Below are 17,185 nucleotides of genomic sequence, written 5' to 3'. Positions count from 1 at the left end.
TCTCTTGCCGTAGCCGCTTCTTGCCGGTGGCCTCGTAGGACGTGGTCGCGGCCAGGGTGGCGTTGCCCGGTGCCGCGGTGTCCGGCAGTGTGACCGTGAAGGTGAAGGTCGCGGAACGGCCTGGCATCAGCAGTTTCGGCGCGGTACCGGTCGGGCGAGCGGTCCATCCGGTGGGGGCCGTCGGCTCGACGTGCGGAGCGAAGACGGGGCGCGGACTGTCGTTGCGGACGTCGACCTCGACCTGCGCCTGGTCACCGCCGGCGACCACGGGGGCCATGCCGGCCGGCACGGTGTCGCCGCCGACCTTCGTGACCTGGGGCAGGCCGGCGACGACGTGCGGGAGGCCGGGCTTGCCCGTGGCCCGGGCAACGCGGAAGAGGGCCGCGCCGTGGGCCGGGACGGCCGCACTGATCGTGCCGGCGCTCTCGGTGACCTGGTCGGTCCAGGCGTTCTTCAGGGTGAACCGGCTTCCGCTCAGGCCGACCGAGGACGCCTTCGTGGTCAGGGTCGCCGGGCTGTCGCCGCGGTTGAGCAGCACCACGGCCCGGTCGCCGTTCGCGAGCCGCTTGACCCAGGTCTCCGTCGTGCCGGCCGGGCCGACGCGGACGGCCTGGACTCCGGCGCTGTCCTGGTTGATGGCGAGGACGTCACGGTCCGCGAGGATGCCGAGCGAGGTCTTGCTGAGCTTGCGGATGTCGCTGCCGATCACCAGCGGTGCGGCTGCGACCGACCAGAGCGTCATCTGGGTGCGGAACTCCTCGTCGCTCATGCCGAGTTCGGGGCCCAGGTAGTCAGGGTCGTTGAAGTGTCCCGGGCCGGCCGCCTCGGGATGCCGCGCGTTCGCGTCGTAGTTGCGCAGCACGTCCTTGAACTTGATCTCACCGACGAATCCGACGTCCGTGTAGGTGCGCCAGGACTGGGCGATGGCCGGTGCGTAGGACCAGGAGTACGTCGACTGCTGCTCCTCGGGGTAGTTGCCCCATTCCGGGGAGGTGACGGGGTTGCAGAGGTTGAAGATCATGGGGCGTCCGCTGGCGTTGTCGCGCAGCGCCTTGGCGAACTGGGTGTAGACGGTCTTCGGATCGAGGTCGGCGGCGATGCCGCACAGGTAGTCCACCTTGACGGCGTCGAACTTCCAGGCGGCGAACTGGTCGGCGTCGCGCTGGTAGTAGCCGTGGCTGCCCAGCCCGCATCTGCCGGGGATGTAGGGGCCGGCGTCGGTGTAGATGCCGGCCTTGAGGCCCTTGGAGTGGATGTAGTCGACGAGCGGCTCCAGCCCGTCGGGGAACTGGGCGGGGTTGGGGACCAGGTCCCCGGCCGCGTTGCGTGGGGTGGGCGCGGCCCAGTTGCCGTCGATCCACACGTACTTGTATCCGGCGTCGCGCAGGCCGCTGCCGACCAGGAAGTCGGCGGTCGACTCGATCTCCGCCGCGGTCGGGTCGCCGCCGAGTGCGTAGTAGGTGTTCCAGCCCATGTACGGCGTCGGGCTCAGGACCTGTGGGGAGGCCGACGCCGAGACGGCGGTCTCGCCGCGCGGGGGAGTGGCGTGGGCGGGGGTCTGCACGACCAGCAGCGTGGTCAGCAGGGCCAGGAGGACGGTGAGGTGTCGTTTCACGTCGGATCCTTCGTTGTCCGATCAGGCGTGCCGGACCGTCCCGGTCGGGCGGTGGGGGTACGTGGGACCTGTCAATGTCCGCTTGCCTGCGGGTGGTTGCGAGGATCTTGCAGGGGGTGTGAGGTCGCGTCAAGATTAATTACTAAATTAATCATTTGAGGGTCTGCCCGGGAGCCGCCGGCGAGGCGGTCAGGGCTGACGGCTGCGACCGCCCGCGCCGGAGCGATAATTAGGAATAAATATTGACAGGGCTCCGGCCGGCTGCCAGAGTCGTCGCCGCGCCGCCCCCGGACCCGCTCCGGTGCGGTGGACGCCACTCGTCCGGATCCCCGAACGCGGGGGAGTGGCGCGCGCCTTGACGCCGCGAAGGCCGCGCCGGAGGTCGAGGGGCGCGCTCCACGGCCGACGCTGTCGCGGCCGCGAATCCCGAACCGCGCCCCCTTCGAGCCGCCGGGGGCCGCGACCCTCCACCCCCGGGAAAATAAATTAGTAATTATCTTGACGTGGCTGCACCGCCACGCGAATCTTGGTTGGCCGCGCCGGGCCCGTCAGGCCCCGAACGCCCACGGACCCGCCGCGTGAACCCTCAGGGAGACCCACCATGCCGAACCCGCACACCAGCCGCAGACGCTTCCTCGCCGGGCTCGGCGCCACCGGTACGGCGGCGCTGCTCAGCGGCTGCGTCACCTCGACCTCGTCCTCGAAGTCCTCGTCCTCGGGCGCGGTCAGCCTCCAGTCCAACCTGTCCGCGCCGCAGGCCAAGGCGGCGATGGAGGACCTCGTCGCGGCCTACGGCAAGAGCAAGAAGGACGCCGGACGCGTCACCCTCAACACGGTCGCCGCGGAGACGTTCCGCACCCAGCTGCCGACTTACCTGACCTCCGCCAACCCGCCGGACGTCTACACCTGGTACCCCGGCTCGGTGGCGGACGCCTACGCCAAGAAGGACCTGCTGCTCGACCTCGACGACCTGTGGGCCTCCTCGCCCGACCTCAAGCGCTACTCCAAGGCGCTCAACACACTGTGCACCGCGAGCTCCGGCAAGAAGGTGTTCGTGCCCTCCACCTACTACTGGTGGGGCATGTTCTACCGGAAGTCGAACTTCGCCAAGTGGGGCGTGAGCGAGCCCAGGTCCTGGGACGACTTCCTCGACCTGTGTGACAAGCTCAAGTCCAAGGGGGTGGCGCCGATCGGGCTCGGTGCCGGCGGCAACACACCCTGGGTGGCCTCCGCCTGGTTCGACTACCTCGACATACGCATCAACGGTGCCCCCTACCACCGTGAACTCCTGGCCGGCAAGCACCGGTTCGACGACCCCGAGGTGCGCAAGGTCTTCGACCGCTGGACGGAGCTGCTGCCGTACTTCGACCCCAACGGCACCGCGGTCGCCTTCCAGGACGCCACGACCGCGCTGCTCAACGGCCGCACCGGCATGATGCTGATCGGCACCTTCTTCGCCGACGCGGCCCCCAAGGACGCCCTCGACGACATCGACTTCTTCCGCTTTCCGGTCATCGACCCCAAGGTGCCGCTCGCCGAAGAGGCCCCCGTCGACGGCTACTTCGCCAGCGCGCGTACCGGTCGCGCCGAGCGGGTCACCGAGCTGATGGGCTATCTCGCCACCGCACAGGCGCAGGAGATCTACATCAAGGGCTCCTCGGGCACGGTGCTGCCCTGCAACCCCGATGCCAAGGACGCCGGCACGGCACTGGTGAAGAAGGGCCGGGCCCACATTGACGAGGCGGTCGAGATCACCCAGTTCTTCAACCGGGACTCCAGCGACGCCCTGCAGCCCACGGCCGACACCGCGTTGACCAAGTTCATCGCCAAGCCGAAGTCGATCGGGTCGATTCTCACCGACTGGCAGCGCGAGGCCCAGAAGATCTGGAGCGCCTGAAGTGGCCGTGCTCACCCCCGCCCGCCCGGCACCGGCCGTCACGCCCACCGGCGGACGCGGCCGGGGGGCCGTCCGCCGGGTCCCGCCGCTCGTCCTCGCCTTCGTCCTGGTGCCGTTGCTCGCCGAGGCGGTGTGGGTCTTCTGGCCGGCCCTTCAGGGCTTCTACCTCGCCCTGACCTCCTGGGACGGCGTCTCCGCACCGCGCTTCGTCGGCCTGGGCAACTTCCGGGAGATGGCGGGGGACGAGGTTTTCAGGACCGCGGCCGTCGACACCGTCCTGTGGCTGGTGCTGTTCGGCGGACTGTCGGCCCTGCTGGGTCTCGGCACGGCCCTGCTCCTTCAGCAGGAGCGGCGCGGGGTCGGCTTCTACCGGGCCGCGCTCTTCCTGCCCGTCGTCTTCTCCCTGGTCGCCACCGCCCTGGTGTGGCAGGCCATCTACCAGCCGGACGGCGTCCTGAACCAGCTGCTCGACGTCGTCGGGCTGGAGAGCCTGCGCCACGCCTGGCTCGCCGACCAGGACACCGCCCTGTACGCGGTCATCGTGCCCGCCCTGTGGCGCCAGATCGGCTATGTGATGGTGCTGTACCTCGCCGGCCTCAAGGGCATCGACCCGGCCCTGTACGAGGCCGCCAAGGTCGACGGCGCGAGCGCCTGGCAGCGCTTCCGCCACGTCACCCTGCCCCAACTGCGCAGCGTCAACGCGGTCGTCCTGTCCGTCATCGTCATCGACTCACTGCGCTCCTTCGACGTGGTGTGGTCGCTGACCCGCGGCGGCCCCTACCACTCGTCCGAGCTGCTGAGCACCTACATGTACTCGACCGCCTTCCAGTCCCTGCGCCTGGGCTACGGCTCCGCGCTCGCCGTCGTCATCTTCGCGCTGGCGTTCGGCGTCATCTGCTCCTACCTCGTGCGCGCCTTCCGGGAGGCCGACTGATGTCCGCCCACTCGACCGCCGTGAAGCGCCGACGAGCCGCCACCGCGGGTTTCCACCTCGGGGCGGGGGCGCTGTCGCTGCTGTGGCTGCTGCCCATCGCTCTGGTGCTGGTCACCAGCCTGCGTTCCTTCGACGACATCGCCGCTCACGGGCTCGGCAGCCTCCCGCACTCCTTCACCCTCGACAACTTCCGCCTGGCCTGGGTCGATGGCGGCCAGCAGCGCGCCCTGATCAACAGCCTGCTCGTCACCGTCCCGTGCATGCTGATCACCCTGGCGCTCGCCGCGATGGCGGCGTTCGCCCTCAGCCGCTACGACGTCCCCCTGCGCCGGACGCTGTTGCTGCTGATGCTCGGCGGCAACCTGCTGCCCCCGCAAATCCTGCTCATCCCCGTCGCCAAGCTCAGCGAGATGATCGGCGTCTACGACACGCTGCCCGCCCTCGTCGGCGTGCAGATCGGCTTCGGTGTCGGCTTCTACGTGTTCGTCCTGCACGGCTTCATGCGAGCGATCCCCGACGAGATCCAGCAGGCCGCCGTCGTGGACGGCGCCGGCCCCTGGCAGATCTTCTGGCGGATCATCCTCCCCCTGACCCGCCCCGCGCTCGCCGCGCTCAGCGCGCTGTCCTTCACCTGGATCTTCAACGACCTGCTGTGGGCGATCACCGTGCTGCGCAGCGACACCAAGATGCCGATCACCGCCGCCCTCATCGGCCTGCAAGGGCAGTACGTGTCGATGTGGAACGTCATCGCCGCCGGCTCCGTCATCGCCGCCGCGCCCACCGTCGCCGTCTTCCTGCGCTTCCAGCGGCACTTCGTGGCGGGCCTGAACCTGGGAGCGGTGAAATGACGACCCCGCCAGGCCGCACGACCGGGCACGACGGCACGCTTGGGCAACACCACAGGACCCGGCACGACCCCATGACCTCCCAAGACCGCTGGACCCTGCACACCCAGCACACCAGCTACACCGTCCGGCTCTCCCCGGACGGCCCCTGGGCCGAACTCGCCGCCTGGGGACCGCACGGCGTCGAGCACGGGCCGTCGGCACTCGACTGGTCCCGTCGCACCCACTTCATCACCCCCGCCGACGCGGCCCCCGCCGAGTACATCCCGCAGGGCCTGCGCCCGTTCACCGGCGCCGACCTCGTCGTCGGGCACGCGGACGGCGAACACGGACTGTGGTGGCACTTCGCCGGCGCCACCCAGGACGCACGAGGGCTGCGGCTGACGTTCACCGACGACGTCGCCGGCGCGGACGTCACCCTGTGCTACACCACCGTGCCCGACACCGACGTCATTCTGCGCTGGACCGAGATCACCTGCACCGGCGCGCACGAACTGCGCCTGGAACGCCTCGACTCGGCCGCCGTCAACGTGCCCGTCACCGACGGAGCCCGCCTCACCTACCTGACCGGACAGTGGTCGCAGGAGTTCACCCGCACCCAACTCCACCTGCGGCGCGGCACGTTCACCATGGGCAGCACCCAGGCGGTCCCCGGCCACGCCTACGCTCCCTGGATCGCCGTACAGGACGCAGCCCTGCCCGACGACACGGCGCCCACCTACGGCATCGCCCTGGAGTGGCCCGGCAACTGGCACATCACCGCCGAGGCCGAGCCCGGCGGCGCCGTCCGTGTCCGCGCCGGGCGGCAGCCGCACGAGGGCGCCGTGTTCCTCGCACCCGGCGACACCCTGACCACGCCTCGCCTCGCCTGCGCCGTCAGCGCGGACGGACTCGACGGGCTGTCCAGGGTCTGGCACCGCTACGAGCGCCACCTCGGCGGCGAACGCCTGAAGCGCCCGCGTAAGGTCCTCTACAACTCCTGGGAGGCCACCGGCTTCGGCGTCGACGCCGCCGGTCAGCTCGAACTCGCCAAGGCGGCCGCCGACATCGGCGCCGAGCTGTTCGTCGTGGACGACGGCTGGTTCACGGGCCGCGCCGACGACACCGGCGGCCTGGGCGACTGGCACCCCGACCCGGCGAAGTTCCCGCAGGGCTTCGGCGCCTTCGTGGACGCCGTGCGCGCACTGGGACTCGGCTTCGGCCTGTGGGTCGAACCGGAAGCCGTCAGCCCCGGCAGCCGTCTGTACGCCGAGCACCCTGACTGGGTCTACCGCGTGGACGGCCGCCCCGGCCGACTGGTGCGCAACCAGCTCCTGCTGGACCTCGGCCGCGCCGACGTGCAGGACTTCGTGATCGGCACGCTCGACCGGCTGCTGGGGGACCACCCCATCGAATACCTCAAGTGGGACATGAACCGGCCGCCCACCGAGCGGGGCCGGCCCGCAGCCGGCCCCGCCGACCGGCTCGACCTGGACGCCGCACATGTCGCCGGATACCTGCGGGTCCTGGACCGTCTGCGCGCCCGCCACCCGCACGTCACCGTGGAGGGGTGCGCCGGCGGCGGCGCACGCATCGAGCATGCCACCCTGGCCCGCACCGACGTGGTCTGGCCCAGCGACAACACCGCTCCGCTGGACCGGCTCGCCATCCAGTACGGCTTTCTGCACGCCCACGCCCCGCACGTCATGAGCTCCTGGGTCACCGACGCCCCCGGCGTCTTCGACCCGCGTCCCCGCTCGCTCGCCTTCCGCTTCGTGCTGGCCATGTGCGGTGTCCTGGGCGTGGGAGCGGACCTGCGCTCCTGGGACGCCGACCGGCGCTCCGAGGCCGCCCACTGGATCGCCCGCTACAAGCAGATCCGCGACGTCGTCCACCACGGCCAGGCCCGTCTGCTCGGCACTCCCGACCATGCGACCTGCGGCGTGCAGTACACCGAGGCCGACGGACCGCGCGTCGTGGTCACCGCCTTCAGCACCGGCCGCCTGGACGGGGCCCCGCTGGTGCCCGGCCGCCCCGCCCGGCTTCGGCTGCGCGGACTGGACCCGGCCACCTGGTACACGGACGAGGAGACCGGTATCGAGTACAGCGGCGCCCACCTGCTGCACTACGGTCTTGCGTTCAGCTGGAGCGCGGACCACGACGCCGACCTCGTCGTCCTGATTCGCCGATGACCGCATCCCCCACGGAGGAGCCGAACCACACGATGGACCAGCCTGTACGACGGCACGGCGCCCGCTTCACCGGCCGCACGGCCGTGGTCACCGGAGCGGCCTCCGGTATCGGAGCCGCCACCGCCGCACGCCTCGCCGAGGAGGGAGCCGCCGTCGTCCTCACCGACATCGCCGAGGAGCGCGGCACGGCCGCCACGGAGCGGATCATCCAGGGAGGCGGGCAGGCACGCTTCGTCGCCGCCGACGTCGCGGCCGAGGAGGACTGGGCGCGCGTCGTCTCCGCCGCACACGCCTTCGGACCGGTGGACGTCCTGGTCAGCAACGCGTTCACGGTCGACGTCACGCCCGCCCACAAGATGACCCTGCCCTCCTGGCAGCGCCAGCTCGACGTGAACCTCACCGGCGGCTTCCTCGGCGTGCGCGCGGTCCTGCCCGATCTGCGGACCAGGGGCGGCGCGGTAGTGTTGATCTCATCCGTCCATGCGCACCGAGGCATTCCCGGTCACCCCGCCTACGCCGCCGCGAAGGGTGCCCTGCTCTCCCTGTGCGGGCAACTCGCCGTCGAGTACGGGCCCGACGTGCGGGTCAACGCCGTCGTACCGGGACCGATCCTGACCGCGGCCTGGGACCGGGTGCCGGAGGACGAGCGCGAGCGCAGTGTCGCCGAGACCGCCGCCCGCCGCTTCGGCACCCCCGAGGAAGTGGCCGCGGCCGTCTGCTTCCTCGCCGCCGACGAGGCGTCCTACATCACCGGCACGAGTCTCGTCGTCGACGGAGGCTGGAGCGTGGTGAAGGCCTCCGCATGAGCACCCGCACCGTACCGCCCACGAATCCCGCCCGGTCCCTCACGGGCCCCGGGCACCGGACCCAGCAGAAAGGCTCGACGACATGACGCCCTACGCCCGCCGCGGCGTGCACGGCCAGACGGTGGAGGCCCTCGCCCGCCGCATCCTGGGCGGCCAGATCCCCGAGGGGGCCACCCTCGACCTGGTGGCGCTCCAGAGCGAGCTGGACGTGAGCTTGACCGCGCTGCGCGAGTCGCTGAAGGTGCTCGCGGCCAAGGGCATGGTCGACGCCCGCCAGAAGCGCGGCACCTTCGTACGGGCGCGGGCCGACTGGAACCTCCTCGACGCCGACGTCCTGCGCTGGCAGTTCGAGGGCGGCCGCGCCGGCGAAGCCGACCAGGCCCTGCTGCGGAACCTGTCCGAGGTCCGCTCCATCATCGAACCCGCCGCCGTCCGCCTGGCCGCCGAGCGCCGTACCGACGCCGACCTCACCGCCCTCCAGGACGCGCTCACCGCGATGGGGCACACCGGCCCCGACCCCGCGCACGCCATCGACGCCGACCTCGCCTTCCACCGCGCGCTGCTCGCCGCCACCCACAACGAACTCCTCGAACGCATGGAGATGGTGCTCGAGTCCGGCCTCGCCCACCGCGACCGGATCGTGCACTCCTCCCCGCACAGCGAGGACCCCATCCCGGCCCACCGCGCCGTCCTGGACGCCGTACGCGCCCAGGATCCCCTGGCCGCCGAGGCCGCCATGCGTGCCCTGCTCGAACAGGCCGGCCGCGACCTGGACCGCATCGGCACCACCGACGAAGCGGAAGGCACCACCTCTCAGTGAAGATCACCCGTATCGAAACCTTCCTGGTCCCGCCGCGCTGGCTGTTCTGCCGGATCGAGACCGACGACGGCGTGGTCGGCTGGGGCGAACCCGTCGTGGAGGGCCGGGCCGAAGTCGTCCGCGCCGCCGTGGACGTACTGGCCGAGTACCTCGTCGGGCAGGACCCGCTGCGCATCGAGGACCACTGGCAGGTGCTCACCAAGGGCGGCTTCTACCGCGGCGGCCCCATCCTGTCGAGCGCCGTCGCCGGCCTCGACCAGGCCCTGTGGGACATCGCCGGCAAGACCTACGGCGCCCCCGTGCACGCCCTGCTGGGCGGCCCCGTCCGCGACAGCGTGCGGGTCTACGCCTGGGTCGGCGGCGACCAACCCGCCCAGCTCACCGAGCAAGTCACCGAGCAGGTCGAGGCAGGCTTCACGGCGGTCAAGATGAACGCGGCAGGCCCGACCTCCGCGATGGCCACCGCCGCCGAGACGGCTGCCGTCGTCGGCCGGGTCGCCGCCGTCCGCGAGGCCCTGGGACCGGAGCGCGACGTGGCCGTCGACTTCCACGGCCGCTTCACGGCCGCCGCCGCCCGCCGCGTGCTCAGCGAACTCGCCCCGCTGCACCCGCTGTTCGTCGAGGAACCCGTCATTCCCGAACACGGCCACCTCCTGGGCCAACTCGTGGCCGCCGGTCCCATACCCCTGGCGACCGGCGAACGCCTCTTCTCACGCGCCGAGTTCCTGCCCGCGCTCGCCGCAGGCGTGGCCGTCGCCCAGCCCGACCTGTCCCACGCGGGCGGCATCTCCGAGGTCCACCGCATCGCCTCCCTCGCCGACACCTACGGCGCACAGCTCGCCCCGCACTGCCCGCTCGGCCCGATCGCCCTGGCGGCCAGCCTCCAAGTCGCCTTCGCCACACCGAACTTCCTGATCCAGGAGCAGAGCCGGGGCATCCACTACAACAAGGACGCCGACCTGCTCTCCTACGTCGTCGACCCCGAGCCGTTCCGGTTCACCGCCGGACACGCCCACCGGTGCCTCGCGCCCGGTCTCGGCATCACCGTCGACGAGAACGCCGTACGGGCCGCCGACCGTACCGGGCACAGCTGGCGCAACCCCGTGTGGCGGCACCCAGACGGCTCGTTCACGGAGTGGTGACCATGCCCTTGGCGTTCACCACCGACCCCGCACACGGCGGACGCTGGACCTCGCTGCGTGACGGCGACCGCGAATGGCTGTGGTGCCGCCCGGATTCCGCACGGCAGCATGTCGCACCCGGCGACGCCTTCGTGGACGCGGGTGGCCTGGAGGAATGCCTGCCCACCGTGCGTGGCCTCCCCGACCACGGGGACGTCTGGTCCCGGCCGTGGTCACGCGACGGTGACACCGAGCGCGTCGACTGCGACGCGTTCACCCTCGCCCGCACCGCGCGGGCCACCGCCGACGGCGCCGAGGCCCACTACACGCTCCGGGCCGACCCCGGCTACCGCTTCGAATGGGCCGCCCACGCGCTCCTCGACCTCTCCGAGAAAGCCGAACTCCGGGCCAGGGCAGGCGTGTCCACCCGGATCTTCCCCGAGGCTGCCTCCCTGCTCGACGCGCCCTGGCCGGACGGCGCCGCCTGGATCGAAGGTGACTGGCCCGCACCGCACGGACTGCGCCTCGACCGGTTCGGCCCCGAGGACGGCACAGCCGTCGGCGCGGTCCTCGCCGCCGACCGGGTCTGCGTCCACGACGGAACCGACCGGCTCACCCTGGCCGTAGCGGCCGAAGGGCAGCCGGTGTCGGTCGCCCTGTGGCGCAACCTGGGCGGCTTCCCCGCCACGGCCCCCTACCGCAGCACCGGCGTCGAGCCCATGCTCGGCCGCACCTTCGATCTCGCCGAAGCGGGCCCGGGGGACGCGGCATGCGTCCCCGCTTCCGGCGAAGTGCGCTGGCGCCTCACCCTGACCGCCCGCTGCGGCTGCCCCTGACCCCACTGGTCCACGGCCCGCCCTGCCGAGAAACGGCCGAGAAACGACCCGACACACAAGGAGTTCCTTCCCGTGGACCTACGAGCCTCCCTGGCCGACCGCCGCCTCGTCGCCATCGTCCGCGGAGGTGACGCCGACGCCGCGCTGCGCACCGTGCTGGCCCTGGCCCAGGAGGGCATCGACCTGATCGAGGTGTCCCTCAGCGGCGCCGACGCGCTCGGTGTCATCACCCGCTGCGCGGAGGAACTCGGGCCCGGCCGGCCGATCGGCGCGGGCACGGTCCTGACCGCCGACGACGCGCGCGCCGCACGCGATGCCGGCGCCGCCTTCGCCGTCACTCCGGGCCTGGGGGCGGGCGCCGACACCGCCCGCGAGCTCGGCCTGCCCGTCCTCGCGGGCGTCATGACCCCCACCGAGATCATCACGGCCCAGGCCCAGGGCGCCGACGCGCTGAAACTCTTTCCCGCCGCCCAGGCGGGGGGACCGGCCTACCTCAAGGCGCTGCGCGCGCCCTTCCCCGACGCGGTGTTCGTGCCCGTCGGCGGAGTGGACCTGGACGCCGCCCGCGCCTACCTCGCCGCCGGTGCCACCGCCGTCGGCGTCGGCTCTCCGCTCGTCGGCGACGCCGCCGACGGCGGCAGCCTGAGCGCCTTGCGAGAGCGTGCCCGCGCCTTCCTCGCCGCTGTCGAGGAGACCGCCTGATGACCGCGCAGCACCCTTCGGCCACCGGCCCCGATCGTCTCGAACTGGGGGAGGGGATCCGCTGGACGGGCCACGGCGTCGTCCTGGTGGACATCCTCCAAGGACGCCTGCTCTGCGCCGCCGACGATCCCCGTCTGCCGCTTCGCGAGATCCTCCGACTGCCCGTCCCGCTGGGCGCGGTGGCGCCCGTCGCCGACCACCCCGGCACGTGGATCGCCGCCGCCGGCGCCGGCGTATGCCTCCTCCCGCCGGACGGCACCCCCCGATGGCTGGCCACACCCGAGGACCGTCCCGGACCGGGCATGCGCATGAACGACGGCGTCGCGGACCCCTCCGGCCGGTTCTGGGCGGGCAGCATGGCCTACGACGGCACCCAGGGCGCCGGCACCCTGTACCGCGTCGACCACGACGGCACCGTGACCTCCGTCGTCGAGGGCCTCACCATTCCCAACGGCCCTGCCTTCACCGAGGACGGACGCACCATGTACCTGGCCGACAGCGCCCAAGGGATGGTCCGTCGCTACCCGGTCGATCCCGACACCGGCCACGTCGGCAGCCCCGAGGAGTTCTTCACGGTGGACGTGGGAAGCCCGGACGGCATGACCGTCGATGCCCAGGGCGCCGTATGGTGCGCGGTCTGGGGAACGGGCACGGTCCGACGCCATCTCCCGGACGGCGGCCTCGACCGGGTCGTCCGCGTTCCCGCCGGGCAGCCGGCCGGCGTCTGCCTCGAAGGCACGCTGCTGCACATCACCACCGCCACGGTGGGCCTGGAAGCACCCGGCCCGTACGACGGGGCGGTGTTCACCGTTCCCGTCGACGTACCCGGTACGCCGACCCCCGCATTCCGGCTGGCCCCCTCGGCACCGATCGCAGGAGACCTCGTATGACGGACTCGTGGCGTCCACCGCGCCGACGCGTGGTCTGCGTCGGCGAAACCATGGCCGCCCTCGCCCCCGCCCCCTCCGGGCCTCTCGCCGACGCCGACCACCTCAGCCTGTCGGTGGCGGGAGCCGAGTCCAACGTGGCGATGTACCTGGCCGATCACGGCATCGAGGCGACCTGGCTGTCGGCACTCGGCGACGACCCGCTGGGGGCGCGGGTACGCGCCGTCCTGGCCGCCGCCGGGGTCGACATCGCCCACGTGAGCACCGACCCGGACCGGCCGACAGGTCTGATGCTGAAGAACCCGTCACCCGCAGGCACCCGGGTGCACTACTACCGAAAGGGCTCAGCCGCCTCCGCCCTCGGCCCCGACCTCCTCGACCACGAAGCGCTGCGCACGGCAGCCCTCGTGCACTTCACCGGCATCACACCGGCCCTGTCCGCATCCTGCCGTGAGCTGGTCACCCACGCCCTCGCCGTCCCCGCCACCGAACGCCCGCACGCCATCAGCTTCGACGTCAACCACCGCGCCCAGCTCTGGCCCGAGGCCACCGCCCCTCAGGTGCTGCACGACCTCGCCGGGCGCGCCGACATCGTCTTCGTCGGCCTGGATGAGGCCCAGGAGTTGTGGGGTGCCCACCTGACCGCCACCGCCGTACGCGACCTCCTGCCCGCACCACGCATCGTCGTCGTCAAGGACGGCCCCCGCGAGGCCACGGCCTTCACCCCCGCGGGCTCGGCGACGGTCCCCGCCCCACGGGCTTCCGTGACCGAACCGGTCGGTGCGGGCGACGCCTTCGCAGCGGGCTTTCTCACCGGCCTGCTGAGGGGTGAGCCACTGAGTCGATCTCTACGCCTCGGCCACATCACAGCGGCGTCGGCCCTGAGCGTGACGGGAGATCACGGCCCACTCCCACCGCCCTCGACCATCGACCGGCTCCTGGACCTCACGGATGAGCAGTGGAAAGACGTGCGGGTCCCCGGTGGTGGTGTGGGGCGTGCCGAGAGGTGATCGTGACACAGAATCGCGCGAGGAGGCTTCTGCCGGTGGCCTGGCCGGTGACCTCGGCGATGGGCGTCTTGCCGCATCCGGGTGGTCCGACCGCATGGGCGGCAGGCCGGTCCGCATCCACGGACCGGCAGTCGGCGGTGCCTCCGGCTCGTGGGACATGATCGTCCGCCTAGGTGTGTAGTCCGGGAGGTAGTGGACGGGTGCCCCACTGTCTGAGCCGTCTTTGCACACGTCACGGCACGTCCCGACACCATGGGGACCTGCTCGGGACCCAACGGCCGTCCTTGTGCGTCAGGCATTGGGTAAGGCCTGCTGCGCTCCCAGCGCATCGGGTGGATTCAGTGGTGTCCGAGCGAGGCGCCTGCGCTCCTGGGTTCGGGTGTTGGTGTCAGGACCGAAGGGTGCGCAGGCCGGTGCGGATTTCGCTGACCAGGATCTCGGGCTGTTCCAGGGCCGCGAAGTGCCCGCCCTTGTCGGCCTCGCCGTAGTGGATCAGATTGCTGTAGGCATCTTCGATCCAGCTTCGTGGCACGCGCGGGATGTCCTTGGGGAAGACGGTCACCGCGACTGGCAGCGTCACCTTCGGGCCGGCGAAAGTGAGCGACTTGTTCTCCCAGTAGATGCGGCCGGACGACGCCGCGCTGTTGGTGAACCAGTAGAGCGAGATCGCGTCGAGCATGTCGTCCATGCTCAGCGCGTCCTCGGCCAGTCCGTGGTTGTCGGTCTTGGACTGGAACTTCTCGTAGATCCAGGCTGCCTGACCGGCGGGAGAGTCCGCCAGGGCGAATCCGACGGTCTGCGGCTTCGTGCCCTGAAGGTGGTTCGACCCACCGAGCTCCCCGGCGTAGAAGGCGAGGGTCTCCACCGCGTCACGCTGCTCGGGCGACAAGTCTTCGGGCATCTGCGCCGGAAAGGCGTACTGCGTGTTCAGATGAATCCCGACGAGCCCCTCGGGTCGCATGGCCCCGAGGTCGGTGGTGACGACGCCGCCCCAATCGCCGCCCTGTGCTGCCCACCGCGTGTAGCCAAGGCGCTTCATCAGCTCCGCCCACGCGCTCGCGATGCGCGATGCGGTCCACCCGGTCTCGGTGGGCTTCTGGGAGAACCCGAACCCGGGCAGCGACGGAATGACGACGTCGAATGAATCGGCGGCGTCTCCACCGAACGAAACCGGATCGGTCAGCGGGCCGATCAGCTTCAGGAAGTCGAGGACCGAGCCCGGCCATCCGTGCGTGAGGATCAGTGGCATCGCGTGAGGATGCTTGGACCTGACGTGGATGAAGTGGATGTCCAGCCCATCGATCTCGGTCAGGAACTGCGGGAAGCGATTGAGTTCGGACTCAAAGCGCCGCCAGTCGTAGCTGCGCTCCCAATACTCGACCAGGGCCCTGGCGTTGTCCACGCGAACCCCCTGGGACCAGTCGCCCACCGTCTCCGGATCCGGCCACCGGGTTCCGGCCAGTCGCCGCTTCAGGTCACCGATCTCCGCGTCCGAGATCGAGACGGTGAACGGGCGGACGGGGGCCGAGGCGTGCGGCGTCGGTGCGGTCATTGCCTTCTCCTATATCTCCTGAGCTTCGAGGCACAGTGCGGCCTTCCACTGCACACGGGTGTACAGCGAGTTTCACTGTACACCCGTGTGCAGTGAATTCGCTGTACACGGGTGTGCAATAATCGTGTCGTGCCCGCCAAGTCCTCCCGTGCGCGCTCGGTGATCGAGACGCGCGAACGCATCCTCGACGTCGCCCTCGACCTGTTGGGAGAGAAGCCGGACGCCGGGATGGGCGAGATCGCCTCCACTGCCGGCGTCGTCCGCCGCACGGTCTATGACCATTTCCCCTCGCGCCTCGACCTGGTTCGGACACTCACGGAGCGGGCCGTCGCCGAGATGACAGCCGTGCTCGCCGAAGTCAACGCCTCCGACGCAGCGGCGGACGCGGCGTGGGTCGAATTCGTCGCCCGCGTCTGGCCTGTGGCGCACCGGTACCGAGTGCTGTTGGCACTGCGCCGCGGCGAGTACGGCGAGACGATCCATGGCCTGCTCGGACCGGTCGACGAGCTCCTCGCCGACCTCGTGAAACGGGGCCAGGACGACGACGTGTTCGCACACCACCTGCCGGCGAGCCTCCTGAGCCAACTCGCTTACGGCGTCGTGTTCGCCATCGCGGACAGCGACCAGTCGAATCCACCCCTCGGCGCCCGAGCAGCGACGATCACGAGCCTGCTGATGCTGGGAGTTCCCGAGTCACGCGCCATCGCTCTCGTGGGCGACCAGCCCTGACCCCGCGGCGCTTCGAGCGGGGCCGCGGATCGTCCTGGGGCGGTTGACTGGCGCTATAAGCCCGACACGGGATGATCTTGGCCACGGAAGCCGGGGATCAGCGGGATGCCCTGGGTGCCGTCGAAGGGCTGGCGGCGGGCAAGGAGTCGGCGGTGTACGGCGGGAACGGCGCTGACGCGCAGGGTGTAGCCCTGGCCGCGCCGTACGGTCAGCCCTTCGTCGAGCGCGGCCCGCTCGGCGGCCTCCAGGCCGGACGTGCGGAGGAAGTCGGCGACCTTGCCCGGCATGTCGAGGGTGACCGTCAGCTCCGGAGCGGGGGCACCCTCTCGATGGTGGTGTGCTCGGGCAGGAGGTCGGCGACGGCCGTGCGGATCGCGCCGCGGCTGACGCCGTGGTCACGGGCCGCGGCGGCGGGGCGTCGCCCGCCCCTGCTGCCCTTGGCCTCGGCGGCGCGCAGTCCGTCGTAGGAGAGTTCGTGCTTGAGGTCGCGTTGGAGTTCGCCGGTGGCGGCGAGGTCTGCACCGTGAACTTCACGATGGACAGCGGCTCGCCGGTGCGCGGGTGGCGTGCGGTGAGGTCCATCCCGGAGAACGCGGCGTTGTGGATGTGCAGCGCCACCTGGTGGTGCTGGAGGACGTCGAGCACGTCGAGGATGTGGCCGATGCCCGCTGCGAGGGGGGACATCTCGGAGATGTGCACGGTGTCGCCTGGTCGCGCGTAGGCCAGCAGCTCGCCGGACCTGGGCCGTTGGAGGGGCGGAGGCGGCTGGAGGTGCCCCTGTCCTCTTCGAAGACGACCGGGTCCTCGATGCCGGCGCCGGCCAGGACGAGGTTCTGTCGGGCGGTCGACTGCTGGTTGGTCGAGACCCGCTTGTAGACCAGGTTCGCCACCAACAAGGCCCATGCCGTTGCGTAGCGGCTGCGGCCGTGCGGGCATCCGCTGCCCACGGCCCATGGTGTGCACGTCATCCCGGCCCCGAGGCTTGGACCGCCCGGCTTCCGTGTGCGGTCTTGCTGTGTCGCATGGGTGCCCGGGGCCTGCTTCCGGCACCAGCCCCCTTGGCTCGGCTCAACCTTGCTTGAGAACTGCCGTTGCTTCCCTTTTGAAGGGAAATGTGAAGGGAAAGGAGACCTTCGAGAGCGTCGTTTGTGTGCGGCAGATCGACGTAGGTCCCCGAACGAGTTCGTCGGAGGCGGGCTCGGACGAAACCCCGGTGTCGGCCTGGCAGGGTCAGGTGCCGGCGCTCAACGCGGGCTGCGC

General features: G+C 71.1%; 15 protein-coding genes. 12 read left to right on the top strand and 3 right to left on the bottom strand.

Annotated features, from left to right (window positions below):
* Positions 1 to 1,615 (bottom strand): NEW3 domain-containing protein (locus ACYF6T_RS42930; RefSeq protein ID WP_461703411.1); only part of this gene is annotated, 1,615 nt, incomplete at its 3' end.
* A gap of 601 nt (positions 1,616 to 2,216) precedes the next feature.
* Between ACYF6T_RS42930 and ACYF6T_RS42925 the strand changes: the two genes are divergently transcribed.
* The 11 genes from ACYF6T_RS42925 to ACYF6T_RS42875 all read left to right on the top strand — a co-directional run bounded on the left by ACYF6T_RS42925 (position 2,217) and on the right by ACYF6T_RS42875 (position 13,644).
* Positions 2,217 to 3,512: an ABC transporter substrate-binding protein gene (locus ACYF6T_RS42925; RefSeq protein ID WP_461703410.1), complete on the top strand. Its 1,296-nt coding sequence runs from the start codon at positions 2,217 to 2,219 to the stop codon at positions 3,510 to 3,512.
* A gap of 1 nt (position 3,513) precedes the next feature.
* Complete coding sequence (locus ACYF6T_RS42920) at positions 3,514 to 4,446, top strand: carbohydrate ABC transporter permease (protein WP_461703409.1); 933 nt, start codon at positions 3,514 to 3,516, stop codon at positions 4,444 to 4,446.
* Positions 4,446 to 5,294, top strand: a complete 849-nt coding sequence (locus tag ACYF6T_RS42915; RefSeq protein ID WP_461703408.1) for a carbohydrate ABC transporter permease — start codon at positions 4,446 to 4,448, stop codon at positions 5,292 to 5,294. Before ACYF6T_RS42920 ends, ACYF6T_RS42915 begins: the two co-directional genes overlap by 1 nt.
* Positions 5,295 to 5,365: 71 nt before the next feature.
* The gene (locus ACYF6T_RS42910; protein WP_461703407.1) at positions 5,366 to 7,462 is read left to right on the top strand and encodes an alpha-galactosidase; all 2,097 of its coding nucleotides are present in this window, start codon (positions 5,366 to 5,368) and stop codon (positions 7,460 to 7,462) included.
* Positions 7,463 to 7,494: 32 nt separating this feature from the next.
* Positions 7,495 to 8,268, top strand: coding sequence for an SDR family NAD(P)-dependent oxidoreductase (locus tag ACYF6T_RS42905; RefSeq protein ID WP_461703412.1), 774 nt, complete (start codon positions 7,495 to 7,497; stop codon positions 8,266 to 8,268).
* 82 nt (positions 8,269 to 8,350) lie between these two features.
* Positions 8,351 to 9,088: a FadR/GntR family transcriptional regulator gene (locus tag ACYF6T_RS42900; protein WP_461703406.1), complete on the top strand. Its 738-nt coding sequence runs from the start codon at positions 8,351 to 8,353 to the stop codon at positions 9,086 to 9,088.
* Complete coding sequence (dgoD, locus tag ACYF6T_RS42895) at positions 9,085 to 10,230, top strand: galactonate dehydratase (RefSeq protein ID WP_461703405.1); 1,146 nt, start codon at positions 9,085 to 9,087, stop codon at positions 10,228 to 10,230. The genes ACYF6T_RS42900 and dgoD overlap by 4 nt, the downstream gene beginning before the upstream one ends.
* A 2-nt stretch (positions 10,231 to 10,232) precedes the next feature.
* Positions 10,233 to 11,045, top strand: a complete 813-nt coding sequence (locus tag ACYF6T_RS42890; protein WP_461703404.1) for a hypothetical protein — start codon at positions 10,233 to 10,235, stop codon at positions 11,043 to 11,045.
* 72 nt (positions 11,046 to 11,117) lie between these two features.
* Positions 11,118 to 11,747: a bifunctional 4-hydroxy-2-oxoglutarate aldolase/2-dehydro-3-deoxy-phosphogluconate aldolase gene (locus tag ACYF6T_RS42885; protein WP_461703403.1), complete on the top strand. Its 630-nt coding sequence runs from the start codon at positions 11,118 to 11,120 to the stop codon at positions 11,745 to 11,747.
* Entirely contained in the window at positions 11,747 to 12,637 is an 891-nt protein-coding gene (locus ACYF6T_RS42880; protein WP_461703402.1) for an SMP-30/gluconolactonase/LRE family protein, read from the top strand. The genes ACYF6T_RS42885 and ACYF6T_RS42880 overlap by 1 nt, the downstream gene beginning before the upstream one ends.
* Positions 12,634 to 13,644, top strand: a complete 1,011-nt coding sequence (locus ACYF6T_RS42875; protein WP_461703401.1) for a sugar kinase — start codon at positions 12,634 to 12,636, stop codon at positions 13,642 to 13,644. Before ACYF6T_RS42880 ends, ACYF6T_RS42875 begins: the two co-directional genes overlap by 4 nt.
* A 388-nt stretch (positions 13,645 to 14,032) precedes the next feature.
* On the opposite strand, the gene ACYF6T_RS42870 is transcribed toward ACYF6T_RS42875, so the two are convergent.
* Entirely contained in the window at positions 14,033 to 15,196 is a 1,164-nt protein-coding gene (locus tag ACYF6T_RS42870; protein WP_461703400.1) for an epoxide hydrolase family protein, read from the bottom strand.
* A 129-nt stretch (positions 15,197 to 15,325) separates the two neighbouring features.
* Between ACYF6T_RS42870 and ACYF6T_RS42865 the strand changes: the two genes are divergently transcribed.
* The gene (locus tag ACYF6T_RS42865; protein WP_461703399.1) at positions 15,326 to 15,925 is read left to right on the top strand and encodes a TetR/AcrR family transcriptional regulator; all 600 of its coding nucleotides are present in this window, start codon (positions 15,326 to 15,328) and stop codon (positions 15,923 to 15,925) included.
* Between the two features lie 53 nt (positions 15,926 to 15,978).
* On the opposite strand, the gene ACYF6T_RS42860 is transcribed toward ACYF6T_RS42865, so the two are convergent.
* Positions 15,979 to 16,212 carry a hypothetical protein gene (locus ACYF6T_RS42860; protein ID WP_461703398.1) on the bottom strand — a complete coding sequence of 78 codons (234 nt, stop codon included), beginning with the start codon at positions 16,210 to 16,212 and terminating at the stop codon, positions 15,979 to 15,981.
* Positions 16,213 to 17,185 lie beyond the last annotated feature (973 nt).

It is taken from the genome of Streptomyces sp. 7R007, assembly GCF_054850255.1.
Note: the sequence above shows the minus strand (reverse complement) of the source record. Positions and strands in the feature narration are given on the sequence as shown.